Genomic DNA, 22,247 nt, shown 5'->3' with positions numbered 1-22,247 from the left:
CTCAACCAGCAAGCCGAGCGGGCCCCGCCCGCCGAGCCGGAGGATGCGCGATGGGCAGCAGCAGTCAGCGGGCCGACACCGTCTTCGTGGGAGGGAAGGTCTTCACCGGCACCTCCCGGGCCCCCGTCCGGGCGGCCGTCGCCGTCGGGGGAGGGAAGATCCTCGCCGTCTCCGACGAGAGCGCCGTACGCTCCCTCGCGGACCGCGCCACCGAGGTCGTCGACCTCGCCGGAGGCCTGCTGCTCCCCGGCTTCCAGGACGCCCACGTCCACCCCGTGGTGGCCGGCGTCCAGATGCTCGGATGCGACCTCGGCGAGGCCCGCTCCATCGGCGAGTACCTCGCCGTGGTGGCCGCCTACGCCCGCAAGCACCCCGAGGCGGACTGGATCCGCGGCGGCGGCTGGTCCATGGACGCCTTCCCCGGCGGCACCCCCACCCGAGCCATGCTCGACGCGGTGGTCCCGGACCGGCCCGTCCTGCTCACCAACCGCGACGGCCACGGCGCCTGGGCCAACACCCGCGCCTTCGAGCGCGCCGGAGTCGGCCGCGACACCCCCGACCCGGCGGACGGCCGCATCGAGCGGGAGCCCGACGGCACCCCGGCCGGCACCCTCCAGGAGGGAGCCATGGAACTGGTCGCCCGCCACGTGCCCAGCGCCACCCCCGAGGAGGCCCACGCCGGCCTGCTCGCCGCGCAGCGGCACCTCTTCTCCCTCGGCGTGACCGCCTGGCAGGACGCCATGATCGGCGCCTTCCCCGCCCAGCCCGACAACTACGGCGTCTACCTGCGCGCCGCCCGCGAAGGCTCCCTGAAGGCCCGCGTCGTCGGAGCCCTGTGGTGGGACCGCGAACGCGGCCTGGAACAGATCCCCGAGATCGAGGAGCGCCGCCGGGGCGGCCGCGTCGGACGCTTCAACGCCACCAGCGTCAAGATCATGCAGGACGGCATCGCCGAGAACTTCACGGCGGGCATGCTGGAGCCCTACCTCGACGGCTGCGGCTGCGCCACCGCCAACTCCGGGCTCAGCTTCGTGGAACCGGCCCTGCTCGCCGAAGCGGTGCGGATCCTCGACCGGTCCGGCTTCCAGCTGCACTTCCACGCCCTCGGCGACCGCGCCGTACGGGAGGTCCTCGACGCGCTGGAGGCGGCCCTCGCGGCCAACGGCCCGGGCGACAACCGGCACCACCTCGCCCACCTCCAGGTCGTCCACCCCGACGACATCGGGCGCTTCGCCCGCCTCGGCGCCGCCGCGAACATCCAGGCGCTGTGGGCCGCCCACGAACCGCAGATGGACGAGCTGACCATCCCCTTCCTCGGCGAGCGCCGGGCCGCCCTCCAGTACCCGTTCGGCGACCTCCAGCGCGCCGGCACCCGGCTGGTGGCCGGCAGCGACTGGTCCGTCAGCAGCCCGAACCCCCTCTGGGGCGTCCACGTCGCCGTCAACCGGACCGTCCCCGCCGGCGAGGCCGCCCCCGGCGAGGTCCGCGAGCCCTTCTTCCCCGAGCAGGCCCTGACCCTCGCCCAGGCCCTGACCGCCTACACCGCCGGCAGCGCCTGGGTGAACCACCTCGACGAGGTCACCGGCACCGTCGAGCCGGGCAAGTACGCCGACCTCGCCGTACTCGACCGCGACCCCTTCGCACTGCCCGCCGAGGAGATCGGCGACGTACGGGTGCTCCGCACCTACGTCGACGGCGAACCGGTCCACACCGCCGCCGGCTGAACCCCACCCCGCCCGGTCCCCGCCCACCCCTCACGGAGGCAGACGATGCCATCACCCCGACCGAGAGCCGCCCTCCCCGGCAACGGACGCGCCCGCCGCGCCCGCCGCACCCTCGCCGCCGGCCTCACGGCCGCCGCCCTGCTCCTCACCGGCGCCTGCAGCGGCACCGCCGGCCCCCGCCCCGGCACGGCGGACTCCCCGGAGCTCACCGACCGGACCCCCGCCGCCGCCGGGAACCTGGACGCCTTCACCTGGTCGACGTACGCCGAGCCGACCAGCATCGACTACGCCCGCTCCTTCGACTTCCCGCCCAACCAGATCCTCGCCAACGTCTGCGAGAGCCTGCTGCGCTGGAACCCCGACCTCACGACCTCCCCGAACCTCGCCGCCTCGTACGCCAACCCCACCCCCACCACCTGGGTCTACACGATCCGCCCCGGCGTCCGCTTCCACGACGGCACGCCCCTGACCGCCGACGACGTCGTCGCCTCCCTGCGCCGCAACCTGGACCCGGGCGCCGCCAGCGTCTGGGCCTCCACCTTCCGCAACGTCACGTCCGTCGACCGGACCGGGGACATGGAGGTGACCGTCACCCTCGCCAGACCCGACTCCGCCTTCAACCAGTACCTCGCCGCCGGCCCCGGCACGGTGGAGTCCGCCGCCACCCTCGCCAAGGCCGGCAAGGACTACGGGAACCCGCAGACCGGCGTCAACTGCACCGGCCCCTTCTCCTTCGGCTCCTGGACCTCCGGCCAGTCCCTCACCCTCAAGCGCTTCGACGGCTACTGGAACCCCGAACTCAAGGCGAAGTCCGGCGAGGTGAAGTTCGTCTTCCTCGCCGACCCGACCACCCGGGTCAACGCCTTCCAGAGCGGCGAGGTCGACGGCGGCTGGATGGTCCCCGCCGGCGCCTACGCACAGCTGCGCTCCGGCCAGGCCGGAACGCTCTACTTCGGCCGCAACACCACCGTCGCCGACGAGGTCGTCGCCAACCTCAAGGGCCCCCTCGGCGACGCCCGCGTCCGCAAGGCCCTGCTGATGGCCACCGACCGGGCCGGCATCGTCAAGGCCGGAGCCGGCGGCGTCGGAGAGGTCGCCCACTCCCTGGTCACCGACAACCTCTGGAGCACCGCACCCGACACCACCCGCGAGGCCGTCCTGAAGGAGGTCCCCAAGATCCCCTACGACCCCGCCGGCGCCAAGGCGCTCGCCGCCGAGGCGGGCGTGTCCGGACAGGAGGTCGTCCTCGCCACCAGCGCCGTGGACTCCCAGACGACGATCATCACCCAGGCCGTCGCCCAGGCCGCCACCGCCATCGGACTCAAGCCGCGCATCGAGACCCTCTCCGCCGAGAAGTACTCCACCCTCTTCACCGACCCCGCCGCCCGCGAGGGCATCGACCTCTTCCTCACCTTCTGGTACACCTCCATCACCGACCCCCTCGACATGTACGGCTCCCTCCAGACCGGCAACTTCAGCAACTACGGCGGCTGGTCCGACCCCGCCTTCGACGCCGCCGTCGAACGGGCCGGCGCCGCCCACGACCCCGCCGGACACGCCGCCGCCAACGCCGAGGCCCAGCGCATCGCCCTGCGCGAACTGCCCTGGCTGCCCCTCTACACCCAGCCCGTCAGCGTCTTCCTCGGCAAGCGCATCACCGGCGTGCAGCCGTCCATCGCCTACCTCTACTACCCGTGGGCCGCCGAGATCGGAGCCAGAGGATGAGGGCCGCGGCCGCCCGCCCGAAGGCACTCCCCAAGGCACTCCCGAAGGCACTCGTCCGGGCCGGCCGGGTGCTGCGCCGGCTCGCCGCCATGGCCACCACCCTCCTCGTCACCTCCTTCCTGGTGTTCTCCTCCCTCTACCTCGCCCCCGGCGACCCGGCGGCCTTCCTCGTGCGCGGCCGCAGCCCCAGCCCCGAGCAGCTCGCCGGCATCCGCCACCAGTACGGCTTCGACCAGCCCTTCCTGCTGCGGTACTGGAACTGGCTCGAAGGCGTCCTGCGGGGTGACTTCGGCCGCTCCCACCTCTTCCAGCAGGACGTCGCGGACCTCCTGTGGTCCCGGCTCCCCTCCACCCTCCTCCTCGTCACCATCGCCGCGCTGCTGATCGCGTCCGTCGGCGTCTCCGCCGGAGCCCTCGGCGCGCTGCGGCACGGCACCCGCACCGACCGCACACTGATGCTGCTGGTCACGGTGGGGGCGGCCGCACCCGCCTTCGTCGTCGCCCTGCTCCTGCGCTCCGTGCTCGGCGTCCGCCTCGGCTGGTTCCCCACCATCGGCAACGGCAGCGGCGTGCTCGACCGGCTCCACCACGTCCTGCTGCCCGCCATCGCCCTGTCCGTCACCTTCACCGCCCTGGTGACCCGCGTGACCCGCTCGGCGATGCTGGACGAACTGCGCCGCGAGCACGTGGAGGTCGCCCTCAGCCGGGGCACCCCACGGGCCACCGTGATCCGCCGGCACGTGCTGCGCAACGCCCTCGGACCCGTCGTCACCGTCTCCGCGCTCCTCGTCTCCGGCATGCTGGTCAGCACCGCCATCGTCGAGACCGCCTTCGGGATGTCCGGCATCGGCTCCCTGCTCGTGCAGTGCGTGGACCAGCTGGACTTCCAGGTCGTCCAGGCGGTCGTGCTGCTGGTGGTGGCCGCGTTCGTCGTCGTCAACGCCCTCGTCGACCTCCTGCTGCCGCTGATCGACCCGCGCACGGCCGCGGCCGGGAGCGCCCGGTGAACCACATCATCAGGAAGGCCACCGGGAAGGCCATCGGGAAGGCCCCGCTGCGGGCGCTCTGCCCGCTGCTCCTGGCCCTGTTCGTGCTCGTCGCGCTGCTCGCGCCCTGGCTCACCCCCCACGACCCCACCTTCGGCCGGCTCGGCGACACCCTGCTCGGCCCCGGCCCCGACCACTGGCTCGGCACCGACCAGGGCGGCCACGACACCCTGTCCGCACTGATCGCCGGCACCCGCACCAGCCTCGCCGGACCGCTCGCCGTGGTCCTCTCCTCCACCGTCCTCGGCGTGGCCGTCGGCCTGTTCACCGCCTGGCGCGGCGGCCGCACCGACCGCCTCGCGGGCCGGGTCCTCGACATCCTCTTCGCCTTCCCCGCCCTGCTCCTCGCCATCCTCGCCGTCGCCCTCTTCGGCAAGGGGATGACGGCCCCCGTCACCGCCATGGCCCTCGCCTACATGCCGTACACGGCACGCCTCGTGCGCGGCCTCGCGCTCCAGGAGAAGGCCCGGCCCTACATCGCCGCCTACCGGGTCCAGGGACACTCCGCCCTGTACACCGCCGTGCGCGCCCTGCTGCCCCACATCGCCCCGACCCTGCTCGCCCAGTCCACCGTCAACTTCGGGTACGCGCTCCTCGACCTCGCCGCGCTCTCCTTCCTGGGCCTCGGCGTCCAGCCGCCCACCCCCGACTGGGGAGCGATGATCAACCAGGGCCAGGCGGCCGTCCTCCAGGGCGAACCGCTGTCCGCGGTCGTCCCCGCCGTGGCGGTCGTCGTCGTGGTCGTCGCCTTCACCGTCGTCGGGGAGAACCTCGGCGACCGCCTCGCGGGAAGGGACTCCGACTCCCGATGACACTGCTCCGGTACGAAGACCTCCGCATCACCCTCCCCGGCACGGCCCGCCCCCTCCTCGACGGCATCCGCCTGCACGTGGAACCCGGCGAGACCGTCGTCCTCGTCGGTGAATCCGGCTCCGGCAAGTCCGTCACCGCCCGCGCCGCCCTCGGCCTCTTCCCCCAGGGCGCCGAGGTCCGGGGCCGGGTCGCCGTCGACGGCACCGACCTGGTCACCGCCGGACGGGAGGCCCTGCGCGAGGTGCGCACCGCCAAGGCCGCGATGATCTACCAGGACCCCAGGGCCGCCATCAACCCGGTCCGCCGCGTCGGGGACTTCCTCACCGAGTCCCTGCGCGTGGTGCACGGCCGGCCCAGGGCCCGCGCCCGCGCCCGGGCGGCCGGACTCCTCGACGCGGTGGGCCTGCCCGACCCCGTCCGGCACCTCGACCAGTACCCGCACGAACTGTCCGGCGGCATGCTCCAGCGCGTCGTGATCGCCGCCGCGCTCACCACCGAACCCCGCCTGCTGCTGTGCGACGAGCCGACCACCGCCCTCGACGTCAGCACCCAGGCCGAGATCCTCGCCCTGCTGGACCGGCTCCGCCGCGAACGCGGCCTCGGCCTGCTCCTGATCACCCACGACATCGAACTCGCCGCCTCCGTCGGAGATCGCGTCTACGTGATGTACGCCGGCCGCATCGTCGAGACCGCCCCCGCCGCCGACCTCCTCACCGCACCCCGCCACCCCTACACGGCCGGCCTGATCGGCTCCGCGCCGCCGCTCGACGGCGCCCCGCCCGGCCGCCTCGTCCCCATCCCCGGAGCCCCCCTCGGCCTGCTCGAAGCGGCGCCCGGCTGCGCCTTCGCACCCCGCTGCCGGTTCACGGACCCCGGCCGCTGCGAACAGTCCCCGCCGCCGCTGCGGGACCGGGGCCCGGCCGCGGCCGCCGCCTGCCACCGGCTCGGCGAAGCCGCCCTCACCCCCTCGGAGGCCCGATGACCACCCCGGCCCCGACCCCGCTGCTCGACGTCACGGGGCTGCGCAAGACGTACCGGACCGGCGGGAGGGAGGTCGTCGCCGTCGACGGGCTGTCCTTCTCGCTGGCGCCGGGCGGCGCACTCGGCATCGTCGGCGAATCCGGCTCCGGCAAGACCACCACCGCCCGGATGCTGGTCGGCCTCGAACGCCCCGACGCAGGACGGATCCTCGTCCAGGGCAGCCCCCTCACCGAGTGCGTCCGGGGCCGGGCGGCCCGGCTGGCCCGGGCCAAGGCCGTCCAGATCGTCTTCCAGGACCCCTACCTCTCCCTGGACGCCCGGCTGTCCGTCGGCGCCGCCCTCGACGGGGTGCTCAGGCTGCACGGCACCCGCGACCCCGCGGCGCGCGCCGCCCGAGCGCGGGAACTGCTCGCCCAGGTCGGCCTCGGCGACCGCGAGGCCGCCGCCCTGCCCCGCAGGCTCTCCGGCGGCCAGCGCCAGCGCGCCGCGATCGCCCTGGCCCTGGCGGTCGAGCCGGCCGTGCTCGTACTCGACGAGGCCGTCTCCGCCCTGGACGTGTCCGTACAGGCCCAGGTGCTCAACCTGCTCGCCGACGTCCGGCGCGACACCGGCATCGGCCTGGTCTTCGTCAGCCACGACCTGGCGGTCGTCCGCTACATCTGCGACGAGGCCCTCGTCATGCACCGGGGCCGGACCGTGGAACACCGCCCCGTCGCGGAGCTTCTGACGGCGCCCCGGCACCCGTACACCCGGCTGCTGCTGGCCTCCGTCCCCCGCCCCGGCTGGGACCCCGCCTCCATCGCCCGGCGGCGCAGGGAACTCGACCCCGCAGGAGGCCCGCCCGCAGTGTGACCGGCCCCACACGCCAGGACCCGCCCCGCCCGTCACATCCGCCGGGCGGGCCGGGTCAGAGGGGCATGACCACGAAGAAGACCGCCCTCGCCGTCCCGCTCGCCGCCGCCCTCCTGGCCCTCGCCGGCACCACCACCGCCGCCGTCCCCGCCGCCGCGCACACCCCCTGGACCAGCGCCTGGGGCGCCGCCCCGCAGGCCCCCGCGCACACCGACTGGTTCCCCAACTGGTCCGAGGAGGGCTTCCGCAACCAGTCGGTGCGCCAAGTCGTCCGGGCCGGCGCCGAGGGCTCCGAACTGCGCGTACGGCTCACCAACGCCTACGGGAAGACCCCGCTGCGGCTCACCGGCGCGACCGTGGCCCGCAGCGCCGGCGGCGCCGCCGTCCAGGCCGGCTCCGTACGCACGCTGCGCTTCGGCGGCGCCGGCACGGCGACCGTCCCGGCGGGCGCAACTCTGGCGAGCGACCCGGTGGCCCTCCCCGTCCAGGCCTTCGAACAGCTCACCGTCACCCTCTGGTTCCAGGGCCCCACCGGCCCCGCCACCTTCCACAACGTGGCCATGGGCACCAGCTACCGGGCCGACGGCGACCACCTCCGCGACACCGCGGGCGAGGCCTTCACGGCCCCGGGCAACCAGAGCTGGTCCTGGTACCACCTGGCCGGGATCGACGTGAAGGGCGGCGGCCCGGCCGGCGCCCGCCGGGCCGTCGTCACCTTCGGCGACTCCCTCTCGGACGGCTTCGGCGCCACCCCCGGCACCGACCGCCGCTACCCCGACGCGCTCGCGGAACGCCTCGCGGGCCGGGGCCGGCCGCGCGCCGTCCTGAACGCCGGGATCGCCGGGAACAAGGTCCTGAACGACTCGCCCTGCTTCGGCGAGAGCGCCCTGCACCGCTTCCGCCGCGACGCGCTCGGCCGGCCGGACACCGGCACGGTGATCGTTCTCCAGGGCACCAACGACATCATCCAGCCCGACATGCCCCAGGACCGCTGCACGGCCGCGCCCCGAGCGACCGCGCAGGAGATCATCGCCGGTCACCGGCAGCTGATCCGGGAGGCCCGCCAGCGCGGGGTCCGGATCCTCGGCGGCACCCTCCCGCCCTACGGGGACGCCCAGTACTGGAACCCGGCCGCGGAAGCCGTCCGGAACGAGGTCAACACGTGGATCCGCACCAGCGGTTCCTACGACGGCGTCGTCGACTTCGACCGGGCCGTCGCCGACCCGGAACACCCGCAGAAGCTGAAAGCGGAACTCGCCTTCGCCGACCGCCTCCACCTGAACGACGCGGGCTACAAGGCGATGGCCGAGGCGGTGGACCCGGGCGCCCTGTGACCTGCCCGGTCCACCGACGCACGCGGCGCGCGAGCGGTACTCGAGTCACGTTCGACCGGTGCACCAATCGCGCGCTGCCGGCTCTGGCTACTGTGCAGGGACCCACGCACGTCCAGCACCAAAGGGGGAGGCACGTGAACCACGCGCGCACCACCCGCCGCGTCGCGGCATCGTTACAGGACCTCGCCGCCGCCCGCGGCCACCGCTGCCTGACCGTGCTCCCCTCCAATGCCTCCCGCGAACGCGTCCTGACGCTGCGGATGCCGGGCGCGGAGGCCGAGTTCACCGACCACACCCCCGTCTTCACCGCCTGCGCCACCCTCACCTGCCCGCCCGCCACCCGTGCGAGCAGAACCCGGACCTGAAGGTGGCCGCCGTCGAGCCGGCGGGCTCCGCGCTGCTCTTCGGCGGCGAGGCCGGCCGCCAGGGGTGAGCCGGCACCCGCCCCACCCGCTACGCCCCACCCCCCCCCGATCCCCACCCGAGCAAGAGCCAGAACATCCCTGCGGCCGCAGGGGGAGAAGAGAGCTGATGAACCCCGAGCGCACCTTGCTGCTCGTCGGTGCGACCGACGAGACCGTGCGGAAGGCCCACGACCTGGGCCTGAGCGTGCTGCTGCTCCAGCACCCGACCAAGGTCAGCGAGGAGCAGAACCGGCTCGCCGCGGCCGTCGAGGTGGTGGACTTCACCGAGTGGGAGCAGATCGAACCCCTGGTCCGGGCCTGGCACGCGAGCCCCGGCTTCGCCGCGGCCGTCTCCCTCACCGAGCCGGGGCTGGAGAACGCGGGCCGGATCAACGACCTGTACGGGCTCGGGGGGACCGGCTACGAGGTCACCGCCCGCATCCGGGACAAGGCCGCCATGCGCCGCTACGTGGCCGAGCACGACCCCGAACACGCCGTCGGCGCACGCTCCCTGAAGGCCCGTGAGGACCTGGACGCCTTCGGGGCCCAGTACGGCTTCCCGTTCATCGTCAAGCCCGTCGACGCCACCGCCAGCATCGGCGTCATGCGCGTCGAGGGGCCCGGGGACGCCGACCGGGTCTGGGCCGAGGTCAGCCGGCTCTCCGGCACCCGCACCGACCGGGTCTCCTCCCTGTTCGTCCTGAAGGACTTCCTGATGGAGGAGTTCCTCGACGGACCCGAGTTCAGCGTGGAGTCCTTCAGCTTCGGCGGCCGCCACGTCATCGTCACCGTCACGGAGAAGTTCACCGCCGACGGCCACTTCGCCGAGCTCGGCCACGCCGTCCCGGCCCGCCTGTCCGACGCCGACGACGAGGCGGTACGCGAAGGCATACGTGGCTTCCTCGACGTGATGGGCCTGCGCGACGGCGTCTGCCACACCGAGGTCCGCCTGACCGCCAAGGGCCCGCGCGTCATCGAGGGCCACAACCGGATCGGCGGCGACTCCATCCCCGAACTGGTGCGCAGCGCCTTCGGCGTCGACCTGGTCACCCTCGCCGTCGGCGCCCCGTTCGGCCTGGTCGAGGAGCTCCCCGACCGGCCGCGGGCGCACGGCGGCGCCAGCGTCCGCGCCCTGATCGGCACCCCCGGCACCCGGGTCGAGTCCATCGCCGGGATCGAGGAGGCGCGCGCCGCCGAGGGCGTCATCTCCGTCACCCCCAGCGCCAAGCCGGGCGACGAGGTGCGGGTCCTGAAGGACAACTGGGACCGGCTCGGCCTGATCGCCGTCGCCGCCGAGGACACCTCCGCGGCGATCCGCCGGGGCGCCGAGGTGATCCGCGAGCACATCCGCATCACCCTCGCCGGCCCGGACGGGAAGACCGTCCTCGCGCAGCCGTCCGAGATCGCCCCGCGCGAGAACCTGCTGATCCTGCACCGCAACCCGCTGGAGCCGTTCCCGTACCGCTCCTGGCTGCCCGACCACACCGGCGACATCTTCGTCCTCGCCGCCCGGGACAAGATCGAACTCGCGGGTGAGAAGGTGCCGGACGGCGACCTCGGCTACACCCGCCTGGAGATCTTCGACGACTTCGACGCGGAGGAGGTCGACGCCCGCGCCGCCGAACTCGTCGCCGAGCACGGCATCACCGGCGTGACCGCCCTGCACGAGGCCGACATGCTGCGCGCCGCGCGGCTGCGCGAGCGCTTCGGCCTGCGCGGCGCCTGGCACGACGACGTGGTGCCGTTCCGCGACAAGGCGCTGATGAAGGCCCGCGCGCAGGCGTCCGGCATCGACGTCGCGGCCTGGGTCCAGGCCCGCACCGCCGGCCAGGCGCGCGAGTTCGCCGCCGCCGAGGGCTTCCCCGTCGTCTTCAAGGAGCGCAGCGGGTTCAACGCGATCGGCCTGCGGATCCTGCACGACGAGGCCTCCTTCGAGGAGTGCCTGACGGAGGTGTACGCCGGCGGCGAGCGCGACGACGTCCTGCTGGAGGACTTCGTCCCCGGCCGCATGTGCCACGTCGACGGCGTGGTGCGCGACGGCCGGGTCGCGATGGCCTGGCCCTCGCAGTACCAGTACGACCTGTCCTCCTTCGCCTCCGACCCGGGCCCGCGCATCGACCTCACCCTCGACGAGGACGATCCGGTCACCCCGCGCCTGCTCGACCTCGCCGAGCGGGTCCTCGCCTCGCTGGCCCCCGAGGGCTCCCGGCTGCGGGACCACGCCTTCCACATGGAGGTCTTCCACACCCCGGACGACCGCCTCGTCCTGTGCGAGATCGCCTGCCGTCCCGGCGGTGCCAAGATCCGCGAGGTCTTCCACAGCCTGTTCGGCGTGCACCTGGGCGGGTACGCCGTGCGCGCCGACGCGGGCCACGAGCTCCACCCCGCCGTCCGCCGCGGCGGCGACACCGCGGACCTGCCGAAGCCCCGTCACATGGCGGGACAGCTCCTGATGATGAAGCGGCCCGGCCTGGTGCGCGCGCTGCCCGCGGCCCCCGGCCACGACTGGCTCGACGGGTTCTGGCTCTACGCCGAGGAGGGCCAGGTCATCGCCCCGGCCTCCGGCTCCTCCGACTTCCTCGCGGCCGCGGTGGGCACCGGCCCGACCCGCGCGGAGGTCGACCGCAGGTTGCGCGAGCTCGGCGAGTGGGTGCGCGAGCACAGCGTGATCGGCGACGCGTCATGAAGGGGGGCCGCCTGTCCGCGAAGACGCGGTACATGCTGGGCATGGTCGTCGACGCCACCGGCGCCGGCATGTACCTGCCCCTGTCCCTGCTCTACTTCCACCACGTGACGGGGCTCCCGCTCACCCAGGTGGGCACCTTGATGACGGCCGCCGCCGTGATCGGCCTGGTCAGCAACCCGGCGGCGGGCGTCCTCATCGACCGGTTCGGGGCCAAGGCCGTGGTCACCGGCGGGTACCTGCTGCGGGCCGCGGGCTTCTGCACGTATCCGCTGGTGGACAACGGCTACACGATGTTCGCCGTGATCCTGCTGGTCGCGCTGGGCGACACCTCGTACCCGCCCGCGATCCAGTCGTTCATCGCCGAGTTCGTCCAGGGCACGGAGCGGGACAAGCTCCTCGCCGCGCAGCGCAGCCTGCGCAACGCCGGCCTGGGCGTGGGCGGTCTGGTCGCCGGCGGGGTCCTGGCCCTCGGCAGCGACGCGTTCTACTACGTGATCGTGATCGGCACCGCCGCCGGGTACCTGCTGGCGGCCGCCTGCTTCGGCTCGATCCCGATCGCGAAGTCGGCCGCCCCGGCCGCCCGGACCTCCCGCAAGGGCGGCTACCGGCTGGTGGCCCGCAACCGGCCGTTCCTCGCCCTGACCCTGCTCAACGTGCCCACGGCGTTCGGCTACACGGTGCTCGCCATCGGCATCCCGGCGTACGTCACCCAGGACCTGGGCGCTTCCACCTCGCTCGTGGGCGTCCTGTACGCCGTCAACACGGTCGGGATCGCGCTGCTCCAGATCCCGGTGACCCGGGCGCTCGTCGCCTACCGCCGCTCGCGTGCGGTGGCCCTGGGCGCGGCGGTGTTCGCCTCGTCCTTCCTGGTGTTCGCCGTGCTCGCCGCGGTGGGCGACAAGACCGCCATCCTGATCGGCATCTTCGCCGCGACGGCCCTGTTCACGGCAGGCGAGCTGATGCACGGGGCGACGGCGTCGGCCCTGTGCGCGCAGGCCGCGCCGGAGGAGACGCGGGGCCGCCACCTGGCCGTGTACCAGCTCTCCTGGGCGGTCCCCAGCGCCCTGGCCCCGGCCGTCCTGACGGCCCTGCTCACCCTGTCGCCGCTGGCGATGTGGCTGGTCCTCGCGGTGGGCGCGACGGTCTCGGCCCTGGGCGTCCTGCGCCTGGAGCCGAGGCTGCCGGAGGAGGCGGTGTACCCGCGTCCGCGTCCGGTGCCGGAGGGCAGGGGTCTGCCCGCCGAGCCCGCGCCGGCCTGACAGCCCCGGGGCGTGCCGCCCCTCGTACGGAGCCCCCCGCCGGACCGCGTCACCGCGGCCCGCCGGGGGGCCCGTGCGTACCCGGGGGAGTCAGGAGGGGGTGCCCATCGGCATCGTCCCCATCGGCATGGTGCCCATCGGGGCGGGGGTGCCCGAGGGTTGCGGGTTCGTGGACGGCGCCGGGGTCGCGGTGCCGGTGCCCGCGGGGCCGGGCGTCGCCGCGCCGGCGGGGGCGCCCGTCAGGATCTCCACCTTGCCGGTGTCGAGGGAGTAGTAGCCGCCGACCACCACGACCGACCCCTTCCTGACCATGGGGGCCAGATCGGCGTTGGCGCGCAGGTCGTCCGCGGTCAGTTTGATCTGGGCGCGGATCATCCGGTCGACCGGGTCGCCGGTGCCGCCCTCCTTGGCCACCTGGTCGTACGCCGGCTTCAGGGCCTGCTGGACCGCCTTGAGGTTGCCCGGCAGGTCCTTCCCGTCCCGCAGCGCCTTGTACGCGGCGTCGATGGCGCCGCAGCGCTGGTGCCCGAGCACGAAGATCAGCGGGGTGCCTCCGGTCACCGGCCCGAATTCGACGGAGCCGGTCACCACCGGGCCGACCGCCTGACCGCCGGTGCGCAGCACGTACAGGTCGCCGAGCCCGGTGTCGAAGAGCAGCTCGGGAGGTACCCGGGAGTCGATGCAGGAGAGCACCACCCCGAACGGCTCCTGGCTCTGGGCGACCAGCTCACGCCGCGTGGGGTCCCGGTCGGGGTGCTGGAGCGAGCCGTCCACCCAGCGCTTGTTGCCCTCCATCAGCCGGGCGAAGGCCGCGTCCGGCGTGGTCGGCGCCGCGTTCGGCGCGGCGGCCTCGGGCCGTGCCCCCGTACCCGCGCCCCGCGGGGTGCCGGCGGCCGTGCACGCCGAGAGCGCGCCCGCGAGGGCCGCGAGGCCGCCCGCGAGCAGTGCCTTGCGGCGCGGTAGTCCTGCGCTGTCCATCGCACGTTCCTCCGATTCGTCGTGACCCTGGCGACTATCGGACGGAAGGCGGCCGCGGGCGGCGCAGGCGCGAGCGGCGGGGGCCCGCGTTCCCACCGTCGGCGCACAGCGGAGGCGTTCAGGAATCGGGCAGCCGGCGCGCCCCGGTGGGGTGGGCGAGGGCCTGCCGGCCGCCGGAGGCGAGCATGCGCACCTCGTCCCGGTCGCTGATCTCCGCGCGGACGATGCCCGTGGCGTCGGCGTACACCGGGTGGCCGCCCGGGCCGGACAGCTCCGTGCGCTCCACGACCACGGTGTCCTCGTCCGTCCCGTCGGCACCGGGAAACGTCAGCTCGTACCGTCGGACGCTCATGTGTCCATCGTGGGCCGTACGCCCCCGGACCGCCTTTTGACTTTACCTTTACTTTGCGATTGTGTACGGGGTGTCCGCTTGCGTCATCGAAGGAACCCCGTGAAGACCCACCGCATCGCCCGTGCCGGCGCCCTCGCCGCCACCCTCCTGCTCGCCGTGACGGCCTGCTCCGCCGCCGACGCCGTCGACGGAGCCGTCGACCAGGTCGACAAGGCCGTCGACGAGAAGTACGAGGTGACGTACGAGGTCACCGGCCAGGGCGCCGCCTCCATCAGCTTCGCCGCCGGAGCCGGCACCGCGACGGAGCCGCAGCACGAGACGGTGGACGCCCCCTCCCTGCCCTGGGTGAAGACCGTCACCCTGCGCGGCATCATGCCGCCCACCGTGCTCCCGGTCGCGGCGCCCGGCTCCGAGGGGCAGATCACCTGCAAGATCACCTACAAGGGCAAGGTCATCGCCGAACAGTCCGGCGGGGCCCTCACCGCGGCCGGCGGCTGCGTCGCCGTCTCTCCCGCCGCGGGCTGACCCGGGCGAACGCTCAGCCGTAGGCCGCCGTGAGCTCCCGGGCCAGCGCCGTGAAGGCGCGGGCGGCGGCGCTCTGGTAGGCGGTGTCCCGGCGGAGCAGGACCACCGTGCGGGAGGGCGGGGGAGGGAGCAGCGGGACGCGGGTCAGGCCCGGCTGCTCCCGGGCCACGGCGTCCGGCAGGACGGTGGCGAGCCCGGTCCGCCGCACGAGCTCGGTCAGCGCCTGGACGGAGTCCGCCTCGACCGCCACGCGCGGCCGCACCCCCTGCGCGGCGCAGTACGCGTCCACGTGCCGCCGCGTCGCGAAGTCCCCGTTCAGCAACGCCAGCGGACGGTCCGCCAGCCCGGCCGCCGGCACCGGCCCGGCCGGCGCCGGAAGGGCGCAGGAGGTCACCAGGCCCAGGGTCTCGGTGAACAGGGCGGTGGCCGCGATCCCCGGCGGGTGGGGCCCGGCGAACGCGATCCCGAGGTCGGTGCCGTCCGCCAGCAGGGCCGACTCGATGCGGTCCTGGGCCATCTCCCGCACCTCGACGGTGATGCCGGGATGCGCCTCGTGCAGGGCGCCGAGCAGCGGGCCGAGCAGGTACGCGGTGAAGGTGGGGGTCAGGGCGAGCCGCAGGTGGCCGCGCGAGAGGTCGCCGACGTCGTGCACGGCCCGCTCGGCCGCCGCCAGGTCGCGCAGTGCCCGGCGCGCGTGGTGCGCGTACGCCTCGCCCGCGTCGGTGAGCCGCACCGCGCGGCCGCCCCGGTCCAGCAGCCGCACCCCCACCGTCCGCTCCAACTGCTTGATCTGCTGCGACAGGGTCGGCTGGGAGATGTGCAGCTCCTCCGCGGCGCGCGTGAAGCTGTGGTGCTCGGCGACCGCGAGCAGATAGCGCAGGTGACGCAGTTCCAGGGCCATGGGGACGACTATAGATGGCATCGATAGGTCTCATGGTTTACCGCTCTTGGACACTATGGGTGCAGGTCGTGCAGGGTTGAACACGTCAGCCCCACCGGGGTGGATCCCAGAGAACGGGAGTGACCGTGCACGACCTCATCGAGGGCGTCGACCGTTTCCGGCGCGACGTCTTCCCCGCCAAGGCGGGCCTCTTCGCCCGCCTGGCCGGCACCCACCGGCCCGCGACGCTGTTCATCGGCTGCTCCGACGCCCGCGTGGTGCCGGAGCTGATCACCCAGAGCGAGCCGGGCGAGCTGTTCGTCGTCCGCACCGCGGGCAACCTCGTCCCCGCACACGGCCACGGCCCCGACGCGGTCGCCGCCGCCGTCGAGTACGCCGTCGCCGTACTCGGAGTCGGCGGGATCGTGGTCTGCGGACACTCCGGCTGCGGGGCGATGACCGCCCTCGCCGAACACCACGACCTCAGCGCCGCACCGGCCGTGGCCGGCTGGCTCCGGCACGCGGACGCGTCGGTGGCCCGCGCCGCCCGAGGCGGCGGCGGAGTGGACGCGCTGGTCCGGGAGAACGTACGCGCCCAGCTGGCCAGCCTCGCCACGCACCCCGCGGTGGCCCGCGCCCTCGCGGAAGGGTCCATGGCCCTGCACGGCTGGGTCTACGACATCCCCACCGGATCCGTCGAGGAACTCGACGCCCCCGCCCTCGCGGCCTGACATCCCGCCCCCTCCCGAAAGGAACTCCCCGTGCCCCACGCCCAGTTCGCCCCCGCCGTCCGCGAGCGGATCGCCGCCGACGCCGTCGAGGCCAAGACCCGCAAGAACCTCACCTGGCAGCAGATCGCCGACGCCGCCGGCCTCTCCGTGGCCTTCGTCACCGCCGCCGTCCTCGGCCAGCACCCGCTGCCCGAGCCCGCGGCGAAGGCCGTCGCCGGACTCCTCGGCCTCGACGAGGACGCCGCGATGTGGCTGCAGACCATCCCCACCCGCGGCACCGGAACCGGCACGCCGCCCACCGACCCGACCATCTACCGCTTCCACGAGATGCTCCAGGTCTACGGCACCACCCTCAAGGCCCTGGTCCACGAGCAGTTCGGCGACGGCATCATCAGCGCCATCAACTTCAGGCTCGACGTCAAGAAGGTCGCCGACCCCGACGGCGGCGAGCGCGCCGTCATCACCCTCGACGGCAAGTACCTCCCGACCAGGCCCTTCTGACCCGCCGCGGGTCAGGCAAGATCCGAAGGCCCCGGCCTAGCCCAGGCAGGCCAGGGCCGCCGAGGACAGGGCCTCCACCCCGGCCGGGAGGGCTGTGCGGACGTCCGGGGCGAAGTCCGGGGCGTGGTTGGCGGGCAGGCCCGCCAGCTTCCCCGCCGCGCCCTCCCCGGGCGCCGCCGCCCAGGCGGCCGGCCCGATCACCCCCAGCATCCAGTACGCCAGCCGCACCCCCCGCGCCCCGTGCAGGGACCGCCCCGCGTCGCCGAACAGCCCGAAGTCCTCCGTGGCCAGCGACGGCGGCCACATCGCCACCCGCTCCGCCCCCAGCCGCGCCGTGTGCGCCGCCCGCACCGCGGCCGTCGTGGCCGGATCGGGGTGCGTGACGGGCGACGAGCCCTCGCGGACGATCTCCGGCTCCCGGGGACAGCCCGAGGCGGCGCACTCGGCGCGCACGATCCGCTCCACCGCCTCCGCCGCCCGGGCGAGCGCCGCCTCCCCGGCGGCCCGTACGGTGATGCCCAGCTCGGCCCGGTCGGGCACCACGTTGGGCCGCTCGCCCGCCCGCAGCGAGCCCACCGTCACGGCCACCTGCTCCGACGGCGCCGCCTCCCGCGCCACCACCGTCTGCAGCCGCGTCACCACGTGGGCCGCCGTCACCACCGGGTCCACCGTCAGGTGCGGGGCGCCCGCGTGCCCGCCGCGCCCGTGCACGACGACCCGGAAGGTCACGCTCCCGGCGGTCATCGGCCCGTACCCGTGGGCGACCATCCCGGCGGGCAGCGGGGCGGCGTGCTGCGCGAGCACCACGTCCGGGCGGCCGACGCGCTCGTACAGCCCGTCGGCGAGCATCGCCCGCGCCCCCTCCAGGGTCTCCTCGGCCGGCTGTCCCACCACCACCAGCGTGCCCCGCCAGGCCCCGGCGGCGGCCCCCGCCAGCAGCGAGGCGGTGCCGGCGGCCGCCGCCAGGTGCAGGTCGTGCCCGCAGGCGTGCGCCGCCGGGCCCTCGCTCGCGTACGGCAGCCCCGTCGTCTCCCGCACCGGCAGCGCGTCCAGCTCGGCGCGCAGCACCACGGTCGGCCCCTCGCCCCGGCGCAGCACCCCGGCCACCCCGTGCCCGCCGATCCCGCGCGCCGTCTCGTACCCGGCGGACTCCAGCCAGCCGGCGAACCGCGCGGCCGTGCGCTCCTCCTCGCCCGACAGCTCGGGGTGGCGGTGCAGGTCCAGGTACAGGGTCGTCAACGGCCGCAGCAGCGGCCGGAGTCCGGGGAGCACGGGCGCGGAGACGGTCATGCCGACCATGCTCGGCCACCGGCCCGGGGCGGCACTGTCAAGGCGCTGACACTTTCTGTCAGAGGAGTGTCAGGAGATGAACGGGTGACGTGAAGGCGGCGCGGGTTCTCCTGGAAGGGCCCCACAGGGAAACCAACCGAAGGAGAGTCCCATGGAGAAGTCGCCGCTCGCCTCGCTCGCCGACGAGATCCTGGAGCTGGAGTCGGAGACCTTCGAGATCTCGGACTACTCGGACGCCAGCGAGGTCGTGCTCGCCGGCTCCACGAGCTGCAGCTCCACCTCGACCTGTTCCTCCACCACCAGCACCACCTCCTGCAGCGCCTGACACCCCGGCGCCGCAGCCGCAGACACCGGATGCCCCGGACCCCGCAGGAAGGGGTCCGGGGCATCCGGCGTGCTATGCGTAGGGCCCCCGGGCAGGGGCCCGCACGGTCAGGGGAACGGGTGCGGCACCAGACGGACCTCCGCGTCCGTCAGCGGGGCGTCGCGCAGCCCCGCCCGCATCGCGGCCGTCCGCAGCCGGGGCATGTACGGGGCCCGCTGGCGCGACCAGCCGAAGTCGATCGGCAGCAGCCCCGGCACCACGGCGCACACCGTGCTCAGCCCCATCCGGCGCTGCTCCGGCGTGGTCTGGTCGACGACGATCACGTCGTGCCCGGCGTCCGTCAACTCCCGCACGCACAGCAGCAGGTCGTCCCGCAGGTCGCCGGTCCGCGGCCGCCCGCCGGCCTCCCACCCCGCGTACAGCTCCGCCATCGGGCGCACGCCGAGCGGCTCCCGGTAGCTCCGCACGTGCGGGGCCATCGCCGGCAGCCCGTACAGCTGGGCGTGGTCCTTCAGGTGCAGCACCTTCCCGAAGTCCCGCGACATCGCCTCCAGTTCACCCCGCCGCTCGGCCACCTGCCGGGGCAGGTGCGGGATGTAGGTCAGCACCTCCGACAGCGCCGCCTCCACCGCCGACGCCGGATCCAGCGCCGCGCCCGCGCCGAACGAGTACAACCCCGGCCCGCCGTCCCGGCGCACGGCCAGCCCCGTCACCACCGGAACCGCCAGGTCGATCCGGTTGTCGAAGGCGTGCACGTCGTACCCCTGGAGGGCCGCCCGGTCCACCATCATCCGCACCGCGGGCCCCGGTACGGAGTCCAGGTCGATCTCCGTCAGCCGCTGCCCCCCGTACCAGGCGAGCAGGAACGCGTCCCGCTCGATCAGCTCCAGCAGCGCCCCGAGCAGCGCCTCCTCCACACAGCCGCCGATGGCGCAGCCGTTGGAGCACTCGAAGACGAAGTTGTCGGCGGCCAGGCCCGCGCTGTAGTAGGCCAGCCGGGCCGGCACCAGCACCGGCCGGTCGTCGCGCAGCGAGTGCCCGTACACCCAGGGGATCGGCCGCTCGGGGTCGAAGGGCGACACCAGCGGGTCGTCCCGGTAGGTCCCGGGCGGATAGAACCCGCACTCCGCCGGGTCCAGGGCCCGGTCGCCCAGCTCCGCGTAGGAGGCGGTGAGCGCCTCGGCGCCGGTGCGCCGGTGGGTGCCCGCGTACCGCTCCAGCCCCTCCAGGAAGGCCAGGTCCCGGCTGGCGGAGAAGCTGTTGGCCTGCCCGCTCCAGGTGACGTCCGTCAGCCCCGCGTAGCCGCGCATGAAGACGCTGCCCGCGACCGGGGCGGTGGTCGGCGAGGTCACGTTGATCCAGGTGCCCCCGCCGAGCACCCCGGTCACCGGATTGGCCAGCGCCTCCCGCGGCACCGGGTACGAGGACGCCTTCCGCAGCCGCTGCGCGTCCGGGTCCGGCTTGGGCCGCGACACCGGGGTGAAGGGGGCCGGCGCGGCGGCGGCGCGCGGCCCGCAGTCGGGGCAGAGCGGGTCGGCGGCCAGCGGGTACGTGCGCACCTGGAGGGTCTCCAGGTCCAGCCGGGACACCTGCGGCAGCGCCCGGTCGGCCGCCACCCCGCCCGGGGCCCGCGCCTCACCGCCCGCCACGGCGGCGTGCAGCGCCACGACCGCGTCCCGTACGTACGGCGACAGCAGCGGCCACCGGGCCGAGACGGGGGTGCGCGGCCCGGTCCCGGTCTCCAGCGCGTCCCGTTCGCTCCTGCTGCGCAGCCGCTGCCAGCGCATCGCCAGGCACTGCCCGCAGGCGGGGGCGGAGCCGTCGCCGCCCCAGGGCCCCACCAGCACCGCCTGCGCGCCCAGGTGGACGGTGGCGGCCGGGCGGACCCCGGCGAACGGGTCGCCGGAGCGCGGCCCGAGGGCGTCGTGCACCCCGAGCGTGACCACGTACGGCGCGGCCGGGCCCGGGGCGGCGGCAGCGGCGAGGGCCCGCTCCAGCAGGCGGCGGGCCTCCTCCAGCGCGGTGCCGTCGGGGGCCGCGGCCGCCGGTACGGTCTCCGTCGCGGTGCCGGTCATGACTGGTCGCTCCAGCGGAAGGTCCTCAGCCCGATCCCGCCGAACAGGAGGGCGAAGCCGGCCAGCGCCGCGCAGCCGACGCCGATCGCGGCGAGGGAGCCGGAGCCGGTCAGGGCACCGGAGGCGGCGTCGTTGAGGTAGCGCAGCGGGAGCACCCGCGAGACCGTGCGCAGCCAGGACGGCATCATGTCGAGCGGCAGGAAGGAGCCCGACAGGAACGCCATCGGCACCATCATGCAGTTGGCGATGGCGGCGACGGCCTCGGGCGTCCTGGCGTAGTTGCCGACGATCACCCCGATGGCCATGAAGGCGGTGATGCCGAGGACCAGCGCGGGCAGCACCAGCGGCCAGCGCCCGTCCAGTTCGAGCCCGAACCCGGGCAGCATGGCGACCGCGACGAACACCGCCGCCTGCACCACGCCGACCACCAGGGCCAGTACGTAGCGCGAGGCCAGCACCGTGGTCAGCGGCGTCGGGCTGAGCCGGATCAGCCGCAGCAGGTCGTCGCGGCGCCACTGCATCAGCGTGAACGCGATCCCGAACACGGCGGCGTTGGCGACGCCCCAGGACATCACGCCGGGCGCGATGTACGAGATGTACGGGCGGCCGCTCTGCTCCACGTCCTGGCCGCTGAAGATCAGGCCGAAGACGACGAGGAACAGCAGCGGGAAGGCGAAGGTGAAGAACAGGGTGGCCTTGTCCCGGACCTGGGCCCGGTAGCCGGCTGCGGTCAGTGCCGTGTAGGCGCTCATGCGCGGGACTCCAGGGTGTGTGCGGGGGAGTTGCCCTCGGCGGGGGAGTCGCCCCCGGCCGCGGCGTGGCCGGTCAGTTCCAGGTAGACGTCCTCCAGGGTGGCCGTACGGGTGATCACCCCGTCGAGCCCGGTGAGCGCGTCGACGGCCTGGAGCACCTTGCCGGGGACCGAGGTCTCCAGCACCAGCGAGCCGCCCTGCTCGCCGACCCGGTCCACGCCGTCCAGCGCGGCGGCCTCGGCGAGGCCGATCCGCCCCTCGGGCACGAGCAGCCGGGTCCGGGCCCCGGCGGAGGTGATCAGCCGGTGCGGGGAGTCCAGCGCGGCGATCCGGCCGCCGACGAGGATGGCCACCCGGTCGCACAGGGCCTCGGCCTCGTCGAGGTGGTGGGTGGTGTAGACGATGGTGCGGCCCTCCCCCTTCAGGGCGCGCAGCACCTGCCACAGGTCCCGGCGGGCCTGCGGGTCCAGTGCGGCGGTCGGCTCGTCGAGGAAGATCAGCTCGGGGTCGTGGACCAGCGCGGAGGCGATGGCCAGCCGCTGCCGCTGGCCCCCGGACAGGTTCTCCACGAGCACGTCGCGCTGCTCGGTCAGCGCGACCAGCGCCAGCGAGCGGTCCGCGGCGGCCGCGTCCTTGCGGTACAGCCCGGCGACGGTGACGAGGTGCTCGCGCGCGGTCTGCCGGACGAAGAACGCCGAGGCCTGCGTCTGGACGCCGATCCGGGGCAGCAGCGCCGTGTTGCGGGGCCAGGGGCTGTGCCCGAGGACCTCGACGGTGCCCGAGGCGGCCTGGCGAAGGCCCTCGACGATCTCGATGAAGGTGGTCTTGCCCGCCCCGTTGGGGCCGAGGAGTCCGAAGAACTCGCCGCGGCGCACGTCGAGGGAGAGCCCGTCCACGGCCTGTCGGTCGCCGTAGCGCTTGCGGACCTCCCGGACGGCGACGGCCACGGGCGCGTCGGGCGGCGGAGTGCGGTCAGTTGTCATCGGCGTGCGGTTCCCTCGGTGTCGGAATCGG

Annotated in this window: 21 protein-coding genes; 14 read left to right on the top strand and 7 right to left on the bottom strand. The window is 74.5% G+C overall.

Going from position 1 to position 22,247, the window contains the following annotated elements; genetic code table 11:
- The first annotated feature begins 50 nt into the window (after positions 1–50).
- From AC07A6_RS02215 to AC07A6_RS02170, 10 genes are all read left to right on the top strand, one after another.
- Positions 51–1,724 (top strand): amidohydrolase, encoded by a 1,674-nt coding sequence (locus AC07A6_RS02215; protein WP_478775715.1) that lies wholly within the window; start codon positions 51–53, stop codon positions 1,722–1,724.
- Positions 1,725–1,769: 45 nt separating this feature from the next.
- The gene (locus AC07A6_RS02210) at positions 1,770–3,449 is read left to right on the top strand and encodes an ABC transporter substrate-binding protein (protein ID WP_478775714.1); all 1,680 of its coding nucleotides are present in this window, start codon (positions 1,770–1,772) and stop codon (positions 3,447–3,449) included.
- Positions 3,446–4,456 (top strand): ABC transporter permease, encoded by a 1,011-nt coding sequence (locus tag AC07A6_RS02205; protein WP_478775713.1) that lies wholly within the window; start codon positions 3,446–3,448, stop codon positions 4,454–4,456. Before AC07A6_RS02210 ends, AC07A6_RS02205 begins: the two co-directional genes overlap by 4 nt.
- The gene (locus tag AC07A6_RS02200) at positions 4,453–5,307 is read left to right on the top strand and encodes an ABC transporter permease (RefSeq protein ID WP_478775712.1); all 855 of its coding nucleotides are present in this window, start codon (positions 4,453–4,455) and stop codon (positions 5,305–5,307) included. Before AC07A6_RS02205 ends, AC07A6_RS02200 begins: the two co-directional genes overlap by 4 nt.
- A complete protein-coding gene (locus AC07A6_RS02195; RefSeq protein ID WP_478775711.1) occupies positions 5,304–6,290 on the top strand; it encodes an ABC transporter ATP-binding protein in 987 nt (328 codons plus the stop codon). Before AC07A6_RS02200 ends, AC07A6_RS02195 begins: the two co-directional genes overlap by 4 nt.
- The gene (locus tag AC07A6_RS02190; RefSeq protein WP_478775710.1) at positions 6,287–7,141 is read left to right on the top strand and encodes an ABC transporter ATP-binding protein; all 855 of its coding nucleotides are present in this window, start codon (positions 6,287–6,289) and stop codon (positions 7,139–7,141) included. The genes AC07A6_RS02195 and AC07A6_RS02190 overlap by 4 nt, the downstream gene beginning before the upstream one ends.
- A gap of 65 nt (positions 7,142–7,206) precedes the next feature.
- On the top strand, positions 7,207–8,475 hold the full coding sequence (locus tag AC07A6_RS02185; protein ID WP_478775709.1) for an SGNH/GDSL hydrolase family protein: 1,269 nt from the start codon (positions 7,207–7,209) through the stop codon (positions 8,473–8,475).
- Between the two features lie 134 nt (positions 8,476–8,609).
- Entirely contained in the window at positions 8,610–8,840 is a 231-nt protein-coding gene (locus tag AC07A6_RS02180; RefSeq protein WP_478775708.1) for a hypothetical protein, read from the top strand.
- 166 nt (positions 8,841–9,006) lie between these two features.
- Positions 9,007–11,565 carry an ATP-grasp domain-containing protein gene (locus tag AC07A6_RS02175; protein WP_478775707.1) on the top strand — a complete coding sequence of 853 codons (2,559 nt, stop codon included), beginning with the start codon at positions 9,007–9,009 and terminating at the stop codon, positions 11,563–11,565.
- The gene (locus AC07A6_RS02170) at positions 11,562–12,824 is read left to right on the top strand and encodes an MFS transporter (protein WP_478775706.1); all 1,263 of its coding nucleotides are present in this window, start codon (positions 11,562–11,564) and stop codon (positions 12,822–12,824) included. Before AC07A6_RS02175 ends, AC07A6_RS02170 begins: the two co-directional genes overlap by 4 nt.
- A gap of 90 nt (positions 12,825–12,914) precedes the next feature.
- Here AC07A6_RS02170 and AC07A6_RS02165 read toward each other — a convergent pair whose 3' ends face one another.
- Entirely contained in the window at positions 12,915–13,802 is an 888-nt protein-coding gene (locus AC07A6_RS02165; RefSeq protein WP_478775705.1) for a carbonic anhydrase, read from the bottom strand.
- Positions 13,803–13,920: 118 nt separating this feature from the next.
- A complete protein-coding gene (locus AC07A6_RS02160) occupies positions 13,921–14,154 on the bottom strand; it encodes a DUF6296 family protein (protein ID WP_362458522.1) in 234 nt (77 codons plus the stop codon).
- Between the two features lie 99 nt (positions 14,155–14,253).
- Between AC07A6_RS02160 and AC07A6_RS02155 the strand changes: the two genes are divergently transcribed.
- Positions 14,254–14,679 carry an MmpS family transport accessory protein gene (locus AC07A6_RS02155; RefSeq protein WP_478775704.1) on the top strand — a complete coding sequence of 142 codons (426 nt, stop codon included), beginning with the start codon at positions 14,254–14,256 and terminating at the stop codon, positions 14,677–14,679.
- 13 nt (positions 14,680–14,692) lie between these two features.
- Here AC07A6_RS02155 and cynR read toward each other — a convergent pair whose 3' ends face one another.
- Entirely contained in the window at positions 14,693–15,580 is an 888-nt protein-coding gene (gene cynR, locus AC07A6_RS02150; RefSeq protein ID WP_478775703.1) for a transcriptional regulator CynR, read from the bottom strand.
- A gap of 125 nt (positions 15,581–15,705) precedes the next feature.
- Between cynR and AC07A6_RS02145 the strand changes: the two genes are divergently transcribed.
- Both AC07A6_RS02145 and cynS read left to right on the top strand, forming a co-directional pair.
- Positions 15,706–16,290 carry a carbonic anhydrase gene (locus AC07A6_RS02145; protein WP_478775836.1) on the top strand — a complete coding sequence of 195 codons (585 nt, stop codon included), beginning with the start codon at positions 15,706–15,708 and terminating at the stop codon, positions 16,288–16,290.
- Positions 16,291–16,320: 30 nt separating this feature from the next.
- Complete coding sequence (gene cynS / locus AC07A6_RS02140; protein ID WP_478775702.1) at positions 16,321–16,791, top strand: cyanase; 471 nt, start codon at positions 16,321–16,323, stop codon at positions 16,789–16,791.
- Positions 16,792–16,827: 36 nt separating this feature from the next.
- Here cynS and AC07A6_RS02135 read toward each other — a convergent pair whose 3' ends face one another.
- Positions 16,828–18,081, bottom strand: coding sequence for an amidohydrolase (locus tag AC07A6_RS02135; protein ID WP_478775701.1), 1,254 nt, complete (start codon positions 18,079–18,081; stop codon positions 16,828–16,830).
- 151 nt (positions 18,082–18,232) lie between these two features.
- Between AC07A6_RS02135 and AC07A6_RS02130 the strand changes: the two genes are divergently transcribed.
- Positions 18,233–18,406, top strand: coding sequence for a thiazolylpeptide-type bacteriocin (locus tag AC07A6_RS02130; RefSeq protein ID WP_007268044.1), 174 nt, complete (start codon positions 18,233–18,235; stop codon positions 18,404–18,406).
- A gap of 107 nt (positions 18,407–18,513) precedes the next feature.
- Here AC07A6_RS02130 and AC07A6_RS02125 read toward each other — a convergent pair whose 3' ends face one another.
- From AC07A6_RS02125 to AC07A6_RS02115, 3 genes are read right to left on the bottom strand one after another with little or no spacing between them, the layout of a single operon-like run.
- The gene (locus AC07A6_RS02125) at positions 18,514–20,481 is read right to left on the bottom strand and encodes a TOMM precursor leader peptide-binding protein (protein ID WP_478775700.1); all 1,968 of its coding nucleotides are present in this window, start codon (positions 20,479–20,481) and stop codon (positions 18,514–18,516) included.
- Entirely contained in the window at positions 20,478–21,233 is a 756-nt protein-coding gene (locus tag AC07A6_RS02120; protein WP_362458534.1) for an ABC transporter permease, read from the bottom strand. Before AC07A6_RS02120 ends, AC07A6_RS02125 begins: the two co-directional genes overlap by 4 nt.
- Positions 21,230–22,216: an ABC transporter ATP-binding protein gene (locus AC07A6_RS02115; RefSeq protein WP_478775699.1), complete on the bottom strand. Its 987-nt coding sequence runs from the start codon at positions 22,214–22,216 to the stop codon at positions 21,230–21,232. The genes AC07A6_RS02120 and AC07A6_RS02115 overlap by 4 nt, the downstream gene beginning before the upstream one ends.
- Positions 22,217–22,247: the final 31 nt, after the last annotated feature.

Source organism: Streptomyces sp. NPDC044002, from assembly GCF_056434525.1.
The sequence above is the reverse complement of the archived record's forward strand: the minus strand, read 5'-3'. Positions and strand labels throughout refer to the sequence as shown.

Excerpts from the sequence above, each read along its gene's own strand:
- AC07A6_RS02215 (WP_478775715.1), top strand. The coding sequence starts at position 51 with ATGGGCAGCAGCAGTCAGCGGGCCGACACCGTCTTCGTGGGAGGGAAG.
- AC07A6_RS02210 (WP_478775714.1), top strand. The coding sequence starts at position 1,770 with ATGCCATCACCCCGACCGAGAGCCGCCCTCCCCGGCAACGGACGCGCC.
- AC07A6_RS02205 (WP_478775713.1), top strand. The coding sequence starts at position 3,446 with ATGAGGGCCGCGGCCGCCCGCCCGAAGGCACTCCCCAAGGCACTCCCG.
- AC07A6_RS02195 (WP_478775711.1), top strand. The coding sequence starts at position 5,304 with ATGACACTGCTCCGGTACGAAGACCTCCGCATCACCCTCCCCGGCACG.
- AC07A6_RS02190 (WP_478775710.1), top strand. The coding sequence starts at position 6,287 with ATGACCACCCCGGCCCCGACCCCGCTGCTCGACGTCACGGGGCTGCGC.
- AC07A6_RS02185 (WP_478775709.1), top strand. The coding sequence starts at position 7,207 with ATGACCACGAAGAAGACCGCCCTCGCCGTCCCGCTCGCCGCCGCCCTC.
- AC07A6_RS02175 (WP_478775707.1), top strand. The coding sequence starts at position 9,007 with ATGAACCCCGAGCGCACCTTGCTGCTCGTCGGTGCGACCGACGAGACC.
- AC07A6_RS02170 (WP_478775706.1), top strand. The coding sequence starts at position 11,562 with ATGAAGGGGGGCCGCCTGTCCGCGAAGACGCGGTACATGCTGGGCATG.
- AC07A6_RS02165 (WP_478775705.1), bottom strand. The coding sequence starts at position 13,802 with ATGGACAGCGCAGGACTACCGCGCCGCAAGGCACTGCTCGCGGGCGGC.
- AC07A6_RS02160 (WP_362458522.1), bottom strand. The coding sequence starts at position 14,154 with ATGAGCGTCCGACGGTACGAGCTGACGTTTCCCGGTGCCGACGGGACG.
- cynR (WP_478775703.1), bottom strand. The coding sequence starts at position 15,580 with ATGGCCCTGGAACTGCGTCACCTGCGCTATCTGCTCGCGGTCGCCGAG.
- AC07A6_RS02135 (WP_478775701.1), bottom strand. The coding sequence starts at position 18,081 with ATGACCGTCTCCGCGCCCGTGCTCCCCGGACTCCGGCCGCTGCTGCGG.
- AC07A6_RS02130 (WP_007268044.1), top strand. The coding sequence starts at position 18,233 with ATGGAGAAGTCGCCGCTCGCCTCGCTCGCCGACGAGATCCTGGAGCTG.
- AC07A6_RS02125 (WP_478775700.1), bottom strand. The coding sequence starts at position 20,481 with ATGACCGGCACCGCGACGGAGACCGTACCGGCGGCCGCGGCCCCCGAC.
- AC07A6_RS02120 (WP_362458534.1), bottom strand. The coding sequence starts at position 21,233 with ATGAGCGCCTACACGGCACTGACCGCAGCCGGCTACCGGGCCCAGGTC.
- AC07A6_RS02115 (WP_478775699.1), bottom strand. The coding sequence starts at position 22,216 with ATGACAACTGACCGCACTCCGCCGCCCGACGCGCCCGTGGCCGTCGCC.